General features: G+C 52.9%; 13 protein-coding genes. 8 read left to right on the top strand and 5 right to left on the bottom strand.

The window, feature by feature from the left end; translation table 11 throughout:
* Window positions 1-249 precede the first annotated feature (249 nt).
* From secE to rpoC, 8 genes are all read left to right on the top strand, one after another.
* Window positions 250-633 carry a preprotein translocase subunit SecE gene (gene secE / locus QNN88_RS22195; protein ID WP_414242078.1) on the top strand — a complete coding sequence of 128 codons (384 nt, stop codon included), beginning with the start codon at window positions 250-252 and terminating at the stop codon, window positions 631-633.
* 1 nt (window position 634) lies between these two features.
* A complete protein-coding gene (gene nusG, locus QNN88_RS22190) occupies window positions 635-1,180 on the top strand; it encodes a transcription termination/antitermination protein NusG (protein WP_003862341.1) in 546 nt (181 codons plus the stop codon).
* A 157-nt stretch (window positions 1,181-1,337) separates the two neighbouring features.
* Complete coding sequence (gene rplK / locus QNN88_RS22185) at window positions 1,338-1,766, top strand: 50S ribosomal protein L11 (protein WP_012133815.1); 429 nt, start codon at window positions 1,338-1,340, stop codon at window positions 1,764-1,766.
* A gap of 3 nt (window positions 1,767-1,769) precedes the next feature.
* Window positions 1,770-2,474, top strand: a complete 705-nt coding sequence (gene rplA / locus QNN88_RS22180) for a 50S ribosomal protein L1 (protein ID WP_042326238.1) — start codon at window positions 1,770-1,772, stop codon at window positions 2,472-2,474.
* 415 nt (window positions 2,475-2,889) lie between these two features.
* Complete coding sequence (gene rplJ / locus QNN88_RS22175) at window positions 2,890-3,387, top strand: 50S ribosomal protein L10 (protein WP_042293041.1); 498 nt, start codon at window positions 2,890-2,892, stop codon at window positions 3,385-3,387.
* 66 nt (window positions 3,388-3,453) lie between these two features.
* Entirely contained in the window at window positions 3,454-3,819 is a 366-nt protein-coding gene (gene rplL, locus QNN88_RS22170; protein ID WP_012133812.1) for a 50S ribosomal protein L7/L12, read from the top strand.
* Between the two features lie 319 nt (window positions 3,820-4,138).
* Window positions 4,139-8,167, top strand: coding sequence for a DNA-directed RNA polymerase subunit beta (rpoB, locus tag QNN88_RS22165; RefSeq protein ID WP_414242077.1), 4,029 nt, complete (start codon window positions 4,139-4,141; stop codon window positions 8,165-8,167).
* Window positions 8,168-8,243: 76 nt separating this feature from the next.
* Window positions 8,244-12,467, top strand: a complete 4,224-nt coding sequence (gene rpoC / locus QNN88_RS22160; protein WP_414242076.1) for a DNA-directed RNA polymerase subunit beta' — start codon at window positions 8,244-8,246, stop codon at window positions 12,465-12,467.
* Window positions 12,468-12,582: 115 nt separating this feature from the next.
* On the opposite strand, the gene QNN88_RS22155 is transcribed toward rpoC, so the two are convergent.
* The 5 genes from QNN88_RS22155 to thiG form a co-directional block, all read right to left on the bottom strand.
* On the bottom strand, window positions 12,583-12,900 hold the full coding sequence (locus QNN88_RS22155) for a PTS lactose/cellobiose transporter subunit IIA (protein ID WP_414242075.1): 318 nt from the start codon (window positions 12,898-12,900) through the stop codon (window positions 12,583-12,585).
* 1 nt (window position 12,901) lies between these two features.
* Window positions 12,902-13,210: a PTS sugar transporter subunit IIB gene (locus QNN88_RS22150; protein ID WP_414242074.1), complete on the bottom strand. Its 309-nt coding sequence runs from the start codon at window positions 13,208-13,210 to the stop codon at window positions 12,902-12,904.
* Between the two features lie 181 nt (window positions 13,211-13,391).
* The gene (locus QNN88_RS22145; protein WP_414242073.1) at window positions 13,392-14,930 is read right to left on the bottom strand and encodes a diguanylate cyclase domain-containing protein; all 1,539 of its coding nucleotides are present in this window, start codon (window positions 14,928-14,930) and stop codon (window positions 13,392-13,394) included.
* A gap of 344 nt (window positions 14,931-15,274) precedes the next feature.
* A complete protein-coding gene (gene thiH / locus QNN88_RS22140; RefSeq protein ID WP_414242072.1) occupies window positions 15,275-16,408 on the bottom strand; it encodes a 2-iminoacetate synthase ThiH in 1,134 nt (377 codons plus the stop codon).
* On the bottom strand, window positions 16,405-17,175 hold the full coding sequence (gene thiG, locus QNN88_RS22135; protein ID WP_414242071.1) for a thiazole synthase: 771 nt from the start codon (window positions 17,173-17,175) through the stop codon (window positions 16,405-16,407). The genes thiH and thiG overlap by 4 nt, the downstream gene beginning before the upstream one ends.

Below are 17,175 nucleotides of genomic sequence, written 5' to 3'. Positions count from 1 at the left end.
TATCAGCTAATCGCTGATAACATTTGACGCAATGCGCATTAAAAGGGCATCATTTGATGCCCTTTTTGCACGCTTTCGAACCAGAACCTGGCTCATCAGTGATTTTATTTGTCATAATCATTGCTGAGACAGGCTCTGAAGAGGGCGTAGAGTCCGGAGTGCCCCAATGCATTTCGGCACAAGGTTGACAGGTTAGCCTCGCATTCGCGGGGTGAAATTATTTGTAGAAAACTTCTGACAGGTTGGTTTATGAGTGCGAATACCGAAGCTCAAGGGAGCGGGCGTGGCCTGGAAGCGATAAAGTGGACTGTGGTTGCTGCATTGCTGATCGTGGCAATCGTTGGCAACTATCTTTATCGTGACATGATGCTGCCGCTGCGTGCGCTGGCCGTAGTGATTCTGATTGCTGCAGCGGGTGGTGTCGCGCTGTTGACGACAAAAGGTAAAGCTACCGTTGCTTTTGCCCGCGAAGCGCGTACCGAAGTACGTAAGGTCATTTGGCCGACTCGCCAGGAAACATTGCACACCACGCTGATTGTGGCTGCGGTTACCGCAGTAATGTCACTGATCCTGTGGGGACTGGATGGTATTCTGGTTCGCCTGGTATCCTTTATCACTGGCCTGAGGTTCTGAGATGTCTGAAGCTCCTAAGAAGCGCTGGTACGTCGTTCAGGCGTTTTCCGGTTTTGAAGGCCGCGTAGCAACATCGCTGCGTGAGCATATCAAATTACACAATATGGAAGAGTTATTTGGCGAAGTCATGGTGCCGACCGAAGAAGTGGTCGAAATTCGTGGTGGCCAGCGCCGTAAGAGCGAGCGTAAATTCTTCCCTGGCTACGTGCTGGTCCAGATGGTCATGAATGACGCGAGCTGGCACCTGGTCCGTAGCGTACCGCGCGTGATGGGCTTTATTGGCGGTACCTCTGACCGTCCGGCGCCGATCAGCGATAAAGAAGTCGATGCGATTATGAACCGCCTGCAGCAGGTGGGTGATAAGCCGCGTCCGAAAACGCTGTTTGAACCGGGCGAAATGGTGCGTGTCAACGATGGTCCGTTCGCTGATTTCAACGGTGTTGTTGAAGAAGTGGACTACGAGAAGTCCCGCCTGAAAGTTTCTGTTTCTATCTTTGGTCGTGCGACCCCGGTAGAGCTGGACTTTGCACAGGTTGAAAAAGCCTAAGTAGCGATCAAAAATGCGGCGATTTAATCGTTGCACAAGGCGTGAGATTGGAATACAATTTCGCGCCTTTTGTTTTTATGGGCCTGGCCCGTAGAACGAATTTTTATATCACGGGGAGCCTCTCTGAGGCGTTATCACCCAACAGAGGAAATTGAGAATGGCTAAGAAAGTCCAAGCCTACGTCAAGCTGCAGGTTGCAGCTGGTATGGCAAACCCGAGTCCGCCGGTTGGTCCTGCTCTGGGTCAACAGGGTGTGAACATCATGGAATTCTGCAAAGCGTTCAACGCAAAGACGGATTCTATCGAAAAAGGTCTGCCGATTCCGGTTGTTATCACCGTTTACGCTGACCGTTCTTTCACCTTCATTACCAAAACGCCTCCGGCAGCAGTTCTGCTGAAGAAAGCGGCTGGTATTAAGTCTGGTTCCGGTAAGCCGAACAAAGACAAAGTAGGTAAAATTTCCCGCGCTCAACTGCAGGAAATCGCGCAGACCAAAGCTGCCGACATGACTGGTGCCGACATTGAAGCGATGACTCGCTCCATTGAAGGTACTGCACGTTCCATGGGCCTGGTAGTGGAGGACTAAGAAATGGCTAAACTGACCAAGCGCATGCGTGTGATCCGTGAGAAAGTTGATGCGACCAAACAGTACGACATCAACGAAGCTATCTCTCTGCTGAAAGAACTGGCTACCGCTAAGTTCGTTGAAAGCGTAGACGTTGCCGTTAACCTCGGCATCGATGCGCGTAAATCTGACCAGAACGTACGTGGTGCAACTGTACTGCCGCACGGTACTGGCCGTTCCGTTCGCGTAGCCGTATTTACCCAGGGTGCAAACGCTGAAGCTGCTAAAGCTGCTGGCGCTGAACTGGTAGGTATGGAAGATCTGGCTGACCAGATCAAGAAAGGCGAAATGAACTTTGACGTGGTTATTGCTTCTCCGGATGCAATGCGCGTTGTTGGCCAGCTGGGCCAGGTACTGGGTCCGCGTGGCCTGATGCCAAACCCGAAAGTGGGTACTGTAACCCCGAACGTTGCTGAAGCGGTTAAGAACGCTAAAGCGGGTCAGGTTCGTTACCGTAACGACAAAAACGGCATCATCCACACCACCATCGGTAAAGTGGATTTTGACGCTGACAAACTGAAAGAAAACCTGGAAGCTCTGCTGGTTGCGCTGAAGAAAGCAAAACCGACTCAGGCGAAAGGCGTGTACATCAAGAAAATCAGCATCTCCACCACCATGGGTGCTGGCGTTGCCGTTGATCAGGCTGGTCTGAGCGCTTCTGCGAACTAAGATTAGCTTTACGTGGGCGGTGGATTTGTCTACAATTCTACCCCCACGTATTCTGCTATTTGCAGACGTATATCCGAGATATTCAGGCTGTGGCCAGGCGACAACTGAGTGAATCGCCAGGAGCATAGTTCACTATGTGACTGTTGTGAACGAAGACAGTCAACGCCGCCACGGATTGAATAGCGACGGATAGACAAGATTTGTTCGTTGGAGCCTGGCCTATCCAGGCCTCCGTCGAAGACCGCAGGTGTTTCGTAAGAGACTTAATGCCCTGCGTAGACGGTGACAGAACGCTAAGATTATTTTTGGATACTCTGGCTTGTTTCTGCTCACCGTATTAAGACGCTCTTTTCGTTGGAAAGAGTGAAGTGAGTTCCGGAACATGAGTTCCGGCAAACATCCAGGAGCAAAGCTAATGGCTTTAAATCTTCAAGACAAACAAGCGATTGTTGCTGAAGTCAGCGAAGTAGCCAAAGGCGCGCTGTCTGCAGTAGTTGCGGATTCCCGTGGCGTGACTGTAGATAAAATGACTGAACTGCGTAAAGCAGGTCGTGAAGCTGGCGTTTACATGCGTGTTGTTCGTAACACCCTGCTGCGTCGTGCTGTTGAAGGTTCTCCGTTCGAGTGCCTGAAAGACACGTTTGTTGGTCCGACCCTGATTGCATACTCTATGGAACACCCGGGCGCTGCTGCTCGTCTGTTCAAAGAGTTCGCGAAAGCGAATGCAAAATTTGAGGTCAAAGCCGCTGCCTTTGAAGGTGAGCTGATCCCGGCGTCTCAGATCGACCGCCTGGCAACTCTGCCGACCTACGAAGAAGCAATTGCACGCCTGATGGCAACCATGAAAGAAGCTTCGGCTGGCAAACTGGTTCGTACTCTGGCTGCTGTACGCGATGCGAAAGAAGCTGCTTAATCGCAGTTATCTTTTTAAAGCATCTGCTTACGTATAAACTTATTCTGATATTCAGGAACAATTTAAATGTCTATCACTAAAGATCAAATCATTGAAGCAGTATCCGCTATGTCCGTAATGGACGTTGTAGAACTGATCTCTGCAATGGAAGAAAAATTCGGTGTTTCCGCTGCTGCTGCTGTTGCTGTAGCTGCTGGCCCGGTTGAAGCTGCTGAAGAAAAAACTGAATTCGACGTAATTCTGAAAGCTGCTGGCGCTAACAAAGTTGCTGTAATCAAAGCAGTACGTGGCGCAACTGGCCTGGGTCTGAAAGAAGCTAAAGACCTGGTAGAATCTGCTCCGGCTGCGCTGAAAGAAGGCGTGAGCAAAGACGACGCAGAAGCACTGAAAAAATCTCTGGAAGAAGCTGGCGCTGAAGTTGAAGTTAAATAAGCCAACTTTTCTGGTTGCAGCTTGAGTAATCAGGCTGATGGCTGGTGACTTTTTAGTCACCAGCCTTTTTGCGCTGTAAGGCGCCAGTAGCGTTTCACACTGTTTGACTACTGCTGTGCCTTTCAATGCTTGTTTCTATCGACGACTTAATATACTGCGACAGGGCGTGCGTTCTGTGTAAATCGCAATGAAATGGTTTAAGCGTGATAGCAACAGGCATTGCGGAAAGTATTCGATTTTCCGGTCAACAAAATAGTGTTGCACAAACTGTCCGTTCAATGGACAGATGGGTCGACTTGTCAGCGAGCTGAGGAACCCTATGGTTTACTCCTATACCGAGAAAAAACGTATTCGTAAGGATTTTGGTAAACGTCCACAAGTTCTGGACATACCTTATCTCCTTTCTATCCAGCTTGACTCGTTTCAGAAGTTCATCGAGCAAGATCCTGAAGGGCAGTATGGTCTGGAAGCCGCCTTCCGTTCCGTATTCCCGATTCAGAGCTACAGCGGTAATTCTGAGCTGCAATACGTCAGCTACCGCCTTGGCGAACCGGTGTTTGACGTTCAGGAATGTCAGATCCGTGGCGTGACCTATTCCGCACCGCTGCGCGTAAAACTGCGTCTGGTGATCTACGAGCGCGAAGCGCCGGAAGGCACCGTTAAAGACATTAAAGAACAAGAAGTCTACATGGGCGAAATTCCGCTCATGACCGACAACGGTACCTTTGTTATCAACGGTACTGAGCGTGTTATCGTTTCTCAGCTGCACCGTAGCCCAGGCGTCTTCTTTGACTCCGACAAAGGCAAAACCCACTCTTCGGGTAAAGTGCTGTATAACGCGCGCATCATTCCTTACCGTGGTTCCTGGCTGGACTTCGAATTCGATCCGAAGGACAACCTGTTCGTACGTATCGACCGTCGCCGTAAACTGCCTGCGACCATTATTCTGCGTGCGCTGAACTACACCACTGAGCAGATCCTCGATCTGTTCTTCGAAAAAGTTATTTTCGAAATTCGCGACAACAAACTGCAGATGGAGTTGGTGCCTGAACGTCTGCGTGGTGAAACCGCCTCCTTCGATATCGAAGCGAACGGTAAAATCTACGTTGAAAAAGGCCGCCGCATCACTGCGCGTCACATCCGCCAGCTGGAAAAAGACGATATCAAACATATCGAAGTTCCGGTTGAGTACATTGCGGGCAAAGTGGCTGCGAAAGATTACGTTGACGAATCCACTGGTGAGCTGATCTGCCCGGCGAACATGGAGCTGAGCCTGGATCTGCTGGCTAAGCTGAGCCAGTCTGGTCACAAACGTATCGAAACCCTGTTCACCAACGATCTGGACCACGGCCCGTACATTTCTGAAACCGTACGTGTCGACCCAACTAACGATCGTCTGAGCGCGCTGGTAGAAATCTACCGCATGATGCGCCCGGGTGAGCCGCCGACACGTGAAGCGGCTGAAAGCCTGTTTGAGAACCTGTTCTTCTCTGAAGACCGTTATGACCTGTCTGCGGTCGGTCGTATGAAGTTCAACCGTTCTCTGCTGCGCGACGAAATCGAAGGTTCCGGTATCCTGAGCAAAGACGACATCATCGAAGTGATGAAGAAGCTCATTGATATCCGTAACGGTAAAGGCGAAGTCGATGATATCGACCACCTCGGCAACCGTCGTATCCGTTCCGTAGGCGAAATGGCGGAAAACCAGTTCCGCGTTGGCCTGGTACGTGTTGAGCGTGCGGTGAAAGAGCGTCTGTCTCTTGGCGATCTGGATACCCTGATGCCTCAGGACATGATCAACGCCAAACCGATTTCTGCAGCAGTGAAAGAGTTCTTCGGTTCCAGCCAGCTGTCTCAGTTTATGGACCAGAACAACCCGCTGTCTGAGATTACGCACAAACGTCGTATCTCTGCACTCGGCCCAGGCGGCCTGACGCGTGAACGCGCTGGCTTCGAAGTTCGAGACGTACACCCGACTCACTATGGTCGCGTATGTCCAATCGAAACGCCTGAAGGTCCGAACATCGGTCTGATCAACTCCCTGTCCGTGTACGCACAGACTAACGAATATGGCTTCCTCGAGACGCCGTATCGTCGCGTTGTTGATGGCGTTGTGACAGATGAGATTCATTACCTGTCTGCTATTGAAGAAGGTAACTTCGTTATCGCTCAGGCGAACTCCAACCTGGATGAGGACGGCCACTTCGTAGAAGATCTGGTGACCTGCCGTAGTAAAGGTGAATCCAGCCTGTTCAGCCGCGACCAGGTTGACTACATGGACGTTTCCACCCAGCAGGTGGTTTCCGTCGGTGCGTCCCTGATCCCGTTCCTGGAACACGATGACGCCAACCGTGCATTGATGGGTGCGAACATGCAACGTCAGGCGGTTCCGACTCTGCGCGCTGATAAGCCGCTGGTAGGTACCGGTATGGAACGTGCTGTTGCCGTTGACTCCGGTGTAACTGCGGTGGCTAAACGTGGCGGTACCGTTCAGTACGTTGATGCTTCCCGTATCGTTATCAAAGTTAACGAAGACGAGATGTACCCGGGCGAAGCGGGTATCGACATCTACAACCTGACCAAATACACCCGTTCTAACCAGAACACCTGTATCAACCAGATGCCGTGTGTCTCTCTGGGTGAGCCGGTTGAACGTGGTGATGTACTGGCAGATGGTCCGTCTACCGACCTCGGTGAACTGGCGCTTGGTCAGAACATGCGCGTCGCGTTCATGCCGTGGAACGGTTACAACTTCGAAGACTCCATCCTCGTCTCCGAGCGTGTTGTCCAGGAAGACCGTTTCACCACCATCCACATTCAGGAACTGGCGTGTGTGTCCCGTGACACCAAGCTGGGGCCGGAAGAGATCACCGCTGACATCCCGAACGTGGGTGAAGCTGCGCTCTCCAAACTGGATGAATCCGGTATCGTTTACATCGGTGCGGAAGTGACCGGCGGCGACATTCTGGTGGGTAAGGTAACGCCGAAAGGTGAAACCCAGCTGACGCCAGAAGAAAAACTGCTGCGTGCGATCTTCGGTGAGAAAGCGTCTGACGTTAAAGACTCTTCTCTGCGCGTACCAAACGGTGTTTCCGGTACGGTTATCGACGTTCAGGTCTTTACTCGCGATGGCGTAGAAAAAGACAAACGTGCGCTGGAAATCGAAGAGATGCAGCTGAAGCAGGCGAAGAAAGACCTGTCTGAAGAACTGCAGATCCTCGAAGCTGGCCTGTTCAGCCGTATCTACGCTGTGCTGGTTGCCGGTGGTGTTGAAGCTGAGAAGCTCGACAAACTGCCTCGCGATCGCTGGCTGGAGCTCGGCCTGACCGACGAAGAGAAACAAAATCAGCTGGAACAACTGGCTGAGCAGTACGACGAACTGAAACACGAGTTCGAGAAAAAACTCGAAGCGAAACGCCGCAAAATCACCCAGGGCGACGATCTGGCACCAGGCGTGCTGAAGATTGTTAAGGTATATCTGGCGGTTAAACGCCGTATCCAGCCTGGTGACAAGATGGCAGGTCGTCACGGTAACAAGGGTGTTATTTCTAAGATCAACCCGATCGAAGATATGCCGCACGATGCTAACGGTACGCCGGTAGATATCGTACTGAACCCGCTGGGCGTACCGTCTCGTATGAACATCGGTCAGATTCTGGAAACCCACCTGGGTATGGCTGCGAAAGGCATTGGCGATAAGATCAACGCCATGCTGAAACAGCAGCAGGAAGTCGCGAAACTGCGCGAGTTCATCCAGCGTGCGTACGATCTGGGTGCTGATGTTCGTCAGAAAGTTGACCTGAATACCTTCAGCGATGAAGAAGTTCTGCGTCTGGCTGAAAACCTGCGCAAAGGTATGCCAATCGCAACGCCGGTATTCGACGGTGCGAAAGAAGCGGAAATTAAAGAACTGCTGAAACTGGGTGACCTGCCGACGTCTGGTCAGATCACGCTGTTCGACGGCCGTACGGGTGAGCAGTTCGAGCGTCCGGTAACCGTAGGTTACATGTACATGCTGAAACTGAACCACCTGGTCGACGATAAGATGCACGCTCGTTCCACCGGTTCTTACAGCCTGGTTACTCAGCAGCCGCTGGGTGGTAAGGCGCAGTTCGGTGGTCAGCGCTTCGGGGAGATGGAAGTGTGGGCGCTGGAAGCATACGGCGCGGCATACACCCTGCAGGAAATGCTCACCGTTAAGTCTGATGACGTGAACGGCCGTACTAAGATGTATAAGAACATCGTGGATGGCAACCATCAGATGGAACCGGGCATGCCGGAATCCTTCAACGTACTGTTGAAAGAGATTCGTTCGCTGGGTATCAACATCGAACTGGAAGACGAGTAATTCTCGCTCAAACAGGTCACTGGTGTCGGGTTAGCTCCCGACACCAGATTGTGCTAACTCCGACGGGAGCAAATCCGTGAAAGATTTATTAAAGTTTCTGAAAGCGCAGACTAAAACCGAAGAGTTTGATGCGATCAAAATTGCTCTGGCTTCGCCAGACATGATCCGTTCATGGTCTTTCGGTGAAGTTAAGAAGCCGGAAACCATCAACTACCGTACGTTCAAACCTGAACGTGACGGCCTTTTCTGCGCCCGTATTTTTGGGCCAGTAAAAGATTACGAGTGCCTGTGCGGTAAGTACAAGCGCCTGAAACACCGTGGTGTGATCTGCGAGAAGTGCGGCGTTGAAGTGACCCAGACTAAAGTACGCCGTGAGCGTATGGGCCACATCGAGCTGGCGTCCCCGACCGCTCACATCTGGTTCCTGAAATCTCTGCCGTCCCGTATCGGCCTGCTGCTGGATATGCCGCTGCGCGATATCGAACGCGTTCTGTACTTCGAATCCTATGTGGTTATCGAAGGCGGTATGACCAATCTGGAACGCCAACAGATCCTGACTGAAGAGCAGTATCTGGATGCGCTGGAAGAGTTCGGTGACGAATTTGACGCGAAGATGGGTGCGGAAGCGATCCAGGCCCTGCTGAAGAGCATGGATCTGGAGCAAGAGTGTGAAACTCTGCGCGAAGAGCTGAACGAAACCAATTCCGAAACCAAGCGTAAGAAGCTGACCAAGCGTATCAAACTGCTGGAAGCGTTCGTTCAGTCTGGCAACAAGCCGGAGTGGATGATCCTGACCGTTCTGCCGGTTCTGCCGCCAGATCTGCGTCCGCTGGTTCCGCTGGATGGCGGTCGTTTCGCAACGTCGGATCTGAACGATCTGTATCGTCGCGTAATCAACCGTAACAACCGTCTGAAACGTCTGCTGGATCTGGCTGCGCCGGATATCATCGTACGTAACGAAAAACGTATGCTGCAGGAAGCGGTTGACGCCCTGCTGGATAACGGTCGTCGCGGTCGTGCGATCACCGGTTCTAACAAACGTCCTCTGAAATCTTTGGCCGACATGATCAAAGGTAAACAGGGTCGTTTCCGTCAGAACCTGCTCGGTAAGCGTGTTGACTACTCCGGTCGTTCTGTTATCACCGTAGGTCCATACCTGCGTCTGCATCAGTGCGGTCTGCCGAAGAAAATGGCGCTGGAGCTGTTCAAACCGTTCATTTACGGCAAGCTGGAACTGCGTGGCCTCGCCACCACCATCAAAGCCGCGAAGAAAATGGTTGAGCGCGAAGAAGCTGTCGTTTGGGATATCCTGGACGAAGTTATCCGCGAACACCCGGTACTGCTGAACCGTGCACCAACTCTGCACCGTCTGGGTATTCAGGCATTTGAACCGGTACTGATCGAAGGTAAAGCTATCCAGCTGCACCCGCTGGTTTGTGCGGCTTATAACGCCGACTTCGATGGTGACCAGATGGCTGTTCACGTACCGCTGACGCTGGAAGCCCAGCTCGAAGCGCGTGCGCTGATGATGTCTACCAACAATATCCTGTCTCCGGCGAACGGCGAACCTATTATCGTTCCGTCTCAGGACGTTGTATTGGGTCTGTACTACATGACCCGTGACTGTGTTAACGCCAAAGGCGAAGGCATGGTGCTGACTGGCCCGAAAGAAGCTGAGCGTATTTATCGCGCTGGCCTGGCCTCTCTGCATGCGCGCGTTAAAGTGCGTATCACTGAATACGAAAAAGATGCTAACGGCGAATTCGTTGCGCACACCAGCCTGAAAGACACGACCGTTGGCCGTGCCATTCTGTGGATGATCGTACCGAAAGGTCTGCCTTTCTCCATCGTCAACCAGGCGCTGGGCAAGAAGGCTATCTCCAAGATGCTGAACACTTGCTACCGTATTCTGGGCCTGAAACCGACCGTTATTTTTGCGGACCAGACAATGTATACCGGCTTTGCTTATGCAGCGCGTTCAGGTGCATCCGTTGGTATCGATGACATGGTCATCCCGGAGAAAAAACACGAGATCATTTCTGAAGCGGAAGCCGAAGTTGCTGAGATCCAGGAACAGTTCCAGTCTGGTCTGGTAACCGCCGGCGAACGTTACAACAAAGTGATCGATATCTGGGCTGCGGCGAACGATCGTGTATCTAAAGCGATGATGGATAACCTGCAAACCGAAACTGTGATTAACCGTGACGGTCAGGAAGAGCAGCAGGTTTCCTTCAACAGCATCTACATGATGGCCGACTCCGGTGCGCGTGGTTCTGCTGCACAGATTCGTCAGCTGGCGGGTATGCGTGGTCTGATGGCGAAGCCGGATGGCTCCATCATCGAAACGCCGATCACCGCGAACTTCCGTGAAGGTCTGAACGTACTCCAGTACTTCATCTCCACTCACGGTGCGCGTAAAGGTCTGGCGGATACTGCACTGAAAACAGCGAACTCCGGTTATCTGACGCGTCGTCTGGTTGACGTTGCGCAGGATCTGGTTGTGACCGAAGACGATTGTGGCACGCTGGAAGGTATCACCATGACCCCGGTTATCGAGGGTGGTGATGTTAAAGAGCCACTGCGCGATCGCGTTCTGGGTCGTGTAACCGCAGAAGACATTCTGAAGCCGGGTACGGCGGATATTCTGGTTCCGCGCAACACGCTGCTGCACGAACAGTGGTGTGATCTGCTGGAAGCAAACTCCGTTGACTCTGTGAAAGTTCGCTCTGTTGTATCCTGTGACACCGACTTTGGTGTATGTGCGCACTGCTACGGTCGTGACCTGGCGCGTGGCCACATCATCAACAAAGGTGAAGCTATCGGTGTCATCGCGGCACAGTCCATCGGTGAACCGGGTACACAGCTGACGATGCGTACGTTCCACATCGGTGGTGCGGCATCGCGTGCGGCTGCTGAATCCAGCATCCAGGTGAAAAACAAAGGTAGCATCCGTCTGAGCAATGCGAAGTCGGTTGTGAACTCCAGCGGTAAACTGGTGATCACCTCTCGTAACACTGAGCTGAAACTGATCGACGAATTCGGTCGTACCAAAGAAAGCTATAAAGTGCCTTACGGCTCTGTGATGGCGAAAGGTGATGGTGAGCAGGTTGCCGGCGGTGAAACCGTAGCAAACTGGGATCCGCATACCATGCCGGTTATCACCGAAGTGAGTGGTTTTGTCCGCTTCACTGACATGATCGACGGCCAGACCATTACGCGTCAGACCGACGAGTTAACCGGTCTGTCTTCTCTGGTGGTTCTGGATTCTGCAGAACGTACTGCCGGTGGTAAAGATCTGCGTCCTGCGCTGAAAATCGTTGATGCTCAGGGTAACGACGTTCTGATCCCGGGTACCGATATGCCTGCGCAGTACTTCCTGCCGGGTAAAGCGATTGTTCAGCTGGAAGATGGCGTACAGATCAGTTCTGGTGACACCCTGGCGCGTGTTCCGCAGGAATCCGGCGGTACCAAGGACATCACCGGTGGTCTGCCGCGCGTTGCGGACCTGTTCGAAGCACGTCGTCCGAAAGAGCCGGCAATCCTGGCTGAAATCAGCGGTATTATTTCCTTCGGTAAAGAAACCAAAGGGAAACGTCGTCTGGTTATCACCCCGGTAGACGGTAGCGATCCGTACGAAGAGATGATTCCAAAATGGCGTCAGCTCAACGTGTTCGAAGGTGAACGTGTAGAACGTGGTGACGTGGTTTCCGACGGTCCGGAAGCGCCGCACGACATTCTGCGTCTGCGTGGTGTTCATGCTGTAACTCGTTACATCGTTAACGAAGTTCAGGACGTATACCGTCTGCAGGGCGTTAAGATTAACGATAAACACATCGAAGTTATCGTTCGTCAGATGCTGCGTAAAGCCACCATCGAAAGCGCAGGTAGCTCCGACTTCCTGGAAGGCGAACAGGTTGAATACTCCCGCGTCAAGATCGCGAACCGCGAACTGGAAGCGAACGGCAAAGTGGGCGCAACATTCTCCCGCGATCTGCTGGGTATCACCAAAGCGTCTCTGGCAACCGAATCGTTCATCTCTGCCGCATCGTTCCAGGAGACCACGCGTGTCCTGACCGAAGCAGCCGTTGCGGGTAAACGTGACGAACTGCGCGGCCTGAAAGAGAACGTTATCGTAGGTCGTCTGATCCCGGCGGGTACCGGTTATGCGTACCACCAGGATCGTATGCGTCGCCGTGCTGCGGGTGAACTCCCGGCTGCACCGCAGGTGACAGCAGAAGACGCCTCTGCCAGCCTGGCTGAGCTGCTGAACGCAGGTCTGGGCGGTTCTGACAACGAGTAATCGTTGATGCCCGGTGATAAACATTACCGGGCATGTGCCTCGTAGGTCGGGTAAGCTTAGCGCCACCCGACAACAAAAAACCCGCCTCGGCGGGTTTTTTTACATCTGTATGTCATCAGTTTACCAACGGGATTCGGCGATACAGCTCAATCATGTCGCCCGCCAGATCCTGAATCACCATCGCGTTCATCAGATGGTCCTGCGAGTGGACGGTGATCAGGTTAACCGGAAGCTTTCCGGTGCCTTCATCAATACCGATCAGCTGCGTCTGGATTTTATGCGCCAGCTTAACGAAATCTCGCGACTCTTCCATTGCCTGTTCCGCCCCGGCAAAGTCGCCTTTGCGGGCCAGTTGCAGGGCCGTCAGCGCCTGACTACGTGCGGCTCCGGCGTTAACCAACAGTTCCATAATGATGGTTTCTAACTCTTCCATGTTATGGCTCCATCAGCTTCAGGGCTTTTTCCAGCACGGCATCGCCTTTCATCATGCCGTAATCCATCATATCAATCACGGCGACTTTCTTACCGAGCGGATCGGCCAGCGCCTGCAATTTCGCCTGCTCGTACTTGACCTGTGGGCCGAGCAGAACAATATCCGCCGAAGCAATATTCTCTTTAAACTCAGCAACAGGTACAGCCTTAATCGTCACATCGATCCCTTTCTTCTGAGCGGCATCTTTCATTCGTTGTACCAGCATGCTGGTGGACATACCGGCGGCACAGCATAAAACGATATTCTTCATAGTTCGCTCTCACGGTTCCATTGATACTTCATCTTTAGTCCGAGCGAGTGATGAGAACAACCGCCTTACCGTGAATGTGTGTAAAGCATCACAAAGAAATCGTACAAATAATGAAACCGGTTGCGGTTTTTCTCAAAACGAAAAAAGCCCGTCGTAACGGGCGCTGCAGAGAAAGGAGAGATTAACGATTTGCTGTGGTGATCCGGTTTTTTCCTTCCTGTTTGGCTTTGTACAGTGCTTCATCAACGCGGATAATCAGCTGTTCCAGCGTCTCGAGATTCCATTCCCCGAGTCCGGCGCTAAAGGTGACGTGCAGACCTTCTTCACGCCATGAGCGTTTCGCGACCTCAATACGCCAACGTTCCAGTAAGGTATGTGCATTATTCAATTGCTCACCTGAAAACAACACGGCAAACTCCTCGCCGCCATAGCGATAGACGGAAACGGCGACGGGTTGCATGATCTGAATCCCTTCACGCGCGACGTTGCGCAGGACGATATCGCCATTCAGATGTCCCCATGTGTCATTGATCGACTTGAAGTTATCGATATCCACCAGCGCCAGAGCGAACGGGTGGTGATCGTTCATCAGCGCAGCGATATCGCTGTCAAAAGCGCGGCGGTTTTTACAACCGGTCAGGGCATCGATAGTCGCCTGCCGGACGTAAGCCAGTTCGCGCTCCTTATTGGACTCAATAGCTTTGCTCAGCATCGCTTCAAGGCGCGGTGCGCGTTTAACATCGCCGGTCTTGATTGCGTTGATGATATTCATCAGTACCGTGCGCGAAGCGTGGCGTAGATAGAGACCAAACAACACAATGATGATCGCCGCGAGGGCAAATCCCCAGACCACAATGTTGGTCTCATGGCGAGTCAGGTCGACGAGTGTCGTCTCTGAAACCCGATAAATCACAAACCAGTCCGGGTTGGTGAACGAATAGTAGTAGTACCAGTCCTGAGTTTCCGGGTCGTACAGATGGCCTTCACCGCTGGTCATCCGGCTCATGGTTTTTTTACTGACATACTGTTTAAACAGCGCGCCCGTATCCGGATGCAGTACCACTTTTCCATCACGGTCGACCACAAAGAACTCGCCCTGGACGGGAGCCACCATCTGACGCAGCGTGAAGCCTATCGATGTCAGATCAAGATGAAACGCAATCGTACCTTTCATTTTCCCTTCGGGAGTGATGACCGGTTTATAGATCGTCACCGTAGGGTTGTGCGTAAAATAGTCAATATAGGGTGCGGTATAGTTGCTAAACGTACTGGCTTCAGCCTGATCCATAAACCAGGGGCGTGATTTCACGTCGAATGTTTTGCTGCGTTCGGTGTTTCGCAACTGGGGTGCGCGCAGGTAATGACCTTCGGTATCCGCCAACGAGATAGAGGTGACAGACGGCATCAACGTCTGCAGTTGCATGATTGTTTTCAGCCCTTCCTCCGGGTTGAGGTTCACCATGTCGTTCAGGTGGTCATTGCGCGAAAAAAAGGTCGCCGCGCGGCCCAGAATATAGTCATTTTCGCGCAGTAAAGACTCGGTGTAGTTCACCGCCAGGTTATGAGTAAAGTTTCGGTTAATTCCATGATAATCATCGAGAAAATCATTCTTCTGCGTAAAGGTAACGAAGATTGCGATCAGCACAAAGCTGAGCAGGATCCCCGTAAAACTCACCAATATTGGCGTCGTGAATGAAAGTTTTCTGTTATGAGGTGCCATGACTGTAACTTATCCAGAAAGAGTAATCCTGAAGAGAAGTGCGAAGTGAAACCAGCAACGTGGCTCTGCATATCAGGAAAGAATATAGGCAATTATAATCCCGGCAATATCAGTCGGGGTGATTTATCTTAAGAAGAGTCCATGCAGGTGGCCATTTTTGGCTAAAACCGATATTTGCTATGGCTGACTGTGGTGAAGGCAGGGCGAAACGAGGAAGATGCTTTTCGCCCTGGACAGCGCTACGGCTGACGGTGATACGTTAAGAATGTGAGAGGCTAACAACAACCTCTCGTTTTCTCTCTTTCGTCGCGACTCGTAAAAAAATTACCCGTTTGCATGACGGTTCATCGCCTTTGCGAAACGCGCCCCAGATACGCATCCCAGTCTTTCCATACCGGCTGAAGCCCCTGCGCAGAGAGCGCGTTGGCGACCGTTTCGGGGCGGCGGTTGTCATGTGGCGCGAATTGTTCCAGTTCGGGATGATCGTCCGCATACCCGCCAGGCTGGGTTTTCGAGAATGCGCTGACGTTGTTAATCGCCAACGGGATCACGTGGTCGCGAAACCAGGGGGATTCCCGCGTAGACAGCGACAGCTCAATTTCCGGTGCCAGCAGACGAAACGCGCAAATGGTTTGTACCAGTTGGCGCTCATCCATGATCGAAGCCGGTTCAATACCGCCAGCGCACGGACGCAGGCGTGGAAATGAGATGGAGTAACGGCTTTGCCAGTAGTGCTGCTGAAGCCACATCAGATGCTCGGCAACCATGTAGCAATCCACCCGCCAGTTGTCAGAAAGACCGATCAGCGCACCGAGACCGATTTTATCGATACCTGCGCGCCCCAGTCGGTCCGGGGTTTCCAGCCGCCAGAAGAAATCCTGTTTTTTCCCCTTCAGATGGTGCTGCGCGTACATCGCGTCGTGATACGTTTCCTGATAGACCATCACCCCATCCAGCCCCAGCGATTTCAGTTCGGCATACTCTTCCTCGGCTAACGGCTGCACTTCCATTTGCAGCGATGAAAACTGCTGGCGAAGGGTGGGTAAGTGGCGACGGAAATAATCCATCCCCACTTTTGCCTGATGCTCGCCGGTAACTAACAGCAGATGTTCGAAACCCAGCTCGCGGATCGCCGCGCACTCCCTGGCAATCTCCGCATCGTTCAGCGTTTTACGCTTGATGCGGTTACTCATCGAAAAACCGCAGTAAGTACAGTCGTTGGCGCACAGATTGGAGAGGTACAACGGGACATAAAAGCTCACCGTATTGCCGAAACGCTGGCGGGTGAGTTTCTGCGCCCGCTGTGCCAGCGGTTCAAGGTAGGCGCTCGCGGCAGGTGAGAGCAGCGCCATCATATCGTCGCGGCTGAGTCTGGCGGCATTCAGCGCGCGCTCGACGTCCGCAGTCGTTTTACTGTTGATGCGCAGGCGAATGTCGTCCCAGTCGAGATGCCGCCAACGGTCGGTGAATGTTTTCATGCCGGGACCTCCAGGAAACCGGTCAGCGGGCTGGTGGCCTGCGCCTGAGAGCATCGGCTGCCCGGGCCCGCCTGCCGCGCCAACAAACCGGCTTCAACCGCTAACCGGAAAGCCCCGGCCATCATCACCGGATCGTCCGCCACGGCAATCGCCGTATTCACCAGCACGGCGTCCGCGCCCATTTCCAGCGCCTGGGTGGCGTGGCTGGGGACGCCGATGCCGGCATCCACTACTACCGGAACGGTGGACTGCTGAATAATGATCTCCAGCATGGCTTTGGTTTCCAGCCCCTGATTCGAGCCAATCGGCGCGCCGAGCGGCATCACCGCCGCACAGCCAGCCTCTTCCAGCCGTTTGCACAACACCGGATCCGCGCCACAATAGGGCAGCACCACAAATCCTTGTTTTACCAGCGCCTCGGCGGCTTTCAGTGTCTCAATCGGGTCAGGCAGCAGCCAGCGGGCATCGGGATGAATCTCCAGCTTCAGCCAATGGGTACCGAGCGCCTCGCGCGCAAGCTGTGCGGCAAAGATTGCCTCTTCCGCCGTTTTCGCCCCGGACGTGTTGGGCAGCAGCGTGACGCCCGCGTCGATAAGAGGAGCCAGGATGGCGTCATTATGCTGGCGCAAATCCACACGTTTCATAGCCAGCGTCACCAGTTGGCTGCCTGAGGCGCGGATCGCGTCAATCATTAATGTCGGCGACGCAAATTTTCCTGTTCCGGTGAACAGATGTGATTCAAACGTTTTGTCTGCAATACGTAACAT

Source organism: Citrobacter sp. ANG330, assembly GCF_047467925.1.
Lineage (GTDB): Bacteria > Pseudomonadota > Gammaproteobacteria > Enterobacterales > Enterobacteriaceae > Citrobacter_A > Citrobacter_A amalonaticus_G.
Note: the sequence above shows the minus strand (reverse complement) of the source record. Positions and strands in the feature narration are given on the sequence as shown.

Bases quoted from the DNA above. Each gene is read 5' to 3' on its own strand.
- secE (WP_414242078.1), top strand. From the start codon at position 250: ATGAGTGCGAATACCGAAGCTCAAGGGAGCGGGCGTGGCCTGGAAGCG.
- nusG (WP_003862341.1), top strand. From the start codon at position 635: ATGTCTGAAGCTCCTAAGAAGCGCTGGTACGTCGTTCAGGCGTTTTCC.
- rplK (WP_012133815.1), top strand. From the start codon at position 1,338: ATGGCTAAGAAAGTCCAAGCCTACGTCAAGCTGCAGGTTGCAGCTGGT.
- rplA (WP_042326238.1), top strand. From the start codon at position 1,770: ATGGCTAAACTGACCAAGCGCATGCGTGTGATCCGTGAGAAAGTTGAT.
- rplJ (WP_042293041.1), top strand. From the start codon at position 2,890: ATGGCTTTAAATCTTCAAGACAAACAAGCGATTGTTGCTGAAGTCAGC.
- rplL (WP_012133812.1), top strand. From the start codon at position 3,454: ATGTCTATCACTAAAGATCAAATCATTGAAGCAGTATCCGCTATGTCC.
- rpoB (WP_414242077.1), top strand. From the start codon at position 4,139: ATGGTTTACTCCTATACCGAGAAAAAACGTATTCGTAAGGATTTTGGT.
- QNN88_RS22155 (WP_414242075.1), bottom strand. From the start codon at position 12,900: ATGGAAGAGTTAGAAACCATCATTATGGAACTGTTGGTTAACGCCGGA.
- QNN88_RS22150 (WP_414242074.1), bottom strand. From the start codon at position 13,210: ATGAAGAATATCGTTTTATGCTGTGCCGCCGGTATGTCCACCAGCATG.
- QNN88_RS22145 (WP_414242073.1), bottom strand. From the start codon at position 14,930: ATGGCACCTCATAACAGAAAACTTTCATTCACGACGCCAATATTGGTG.
- thiH (WP_414242072.1), bottom strand. From the start codon at position 16,408: ATGAAAACATTCACCGACCGTTGGCGGCATCTCGACTGGGACGACATT.
- thiG (WP_414242071.1), bottom strand. From the start codon at position 17,175: ATGTTACGTATTGCAGACAAAACGTTTGAATCACATCTGTTCACCGGA.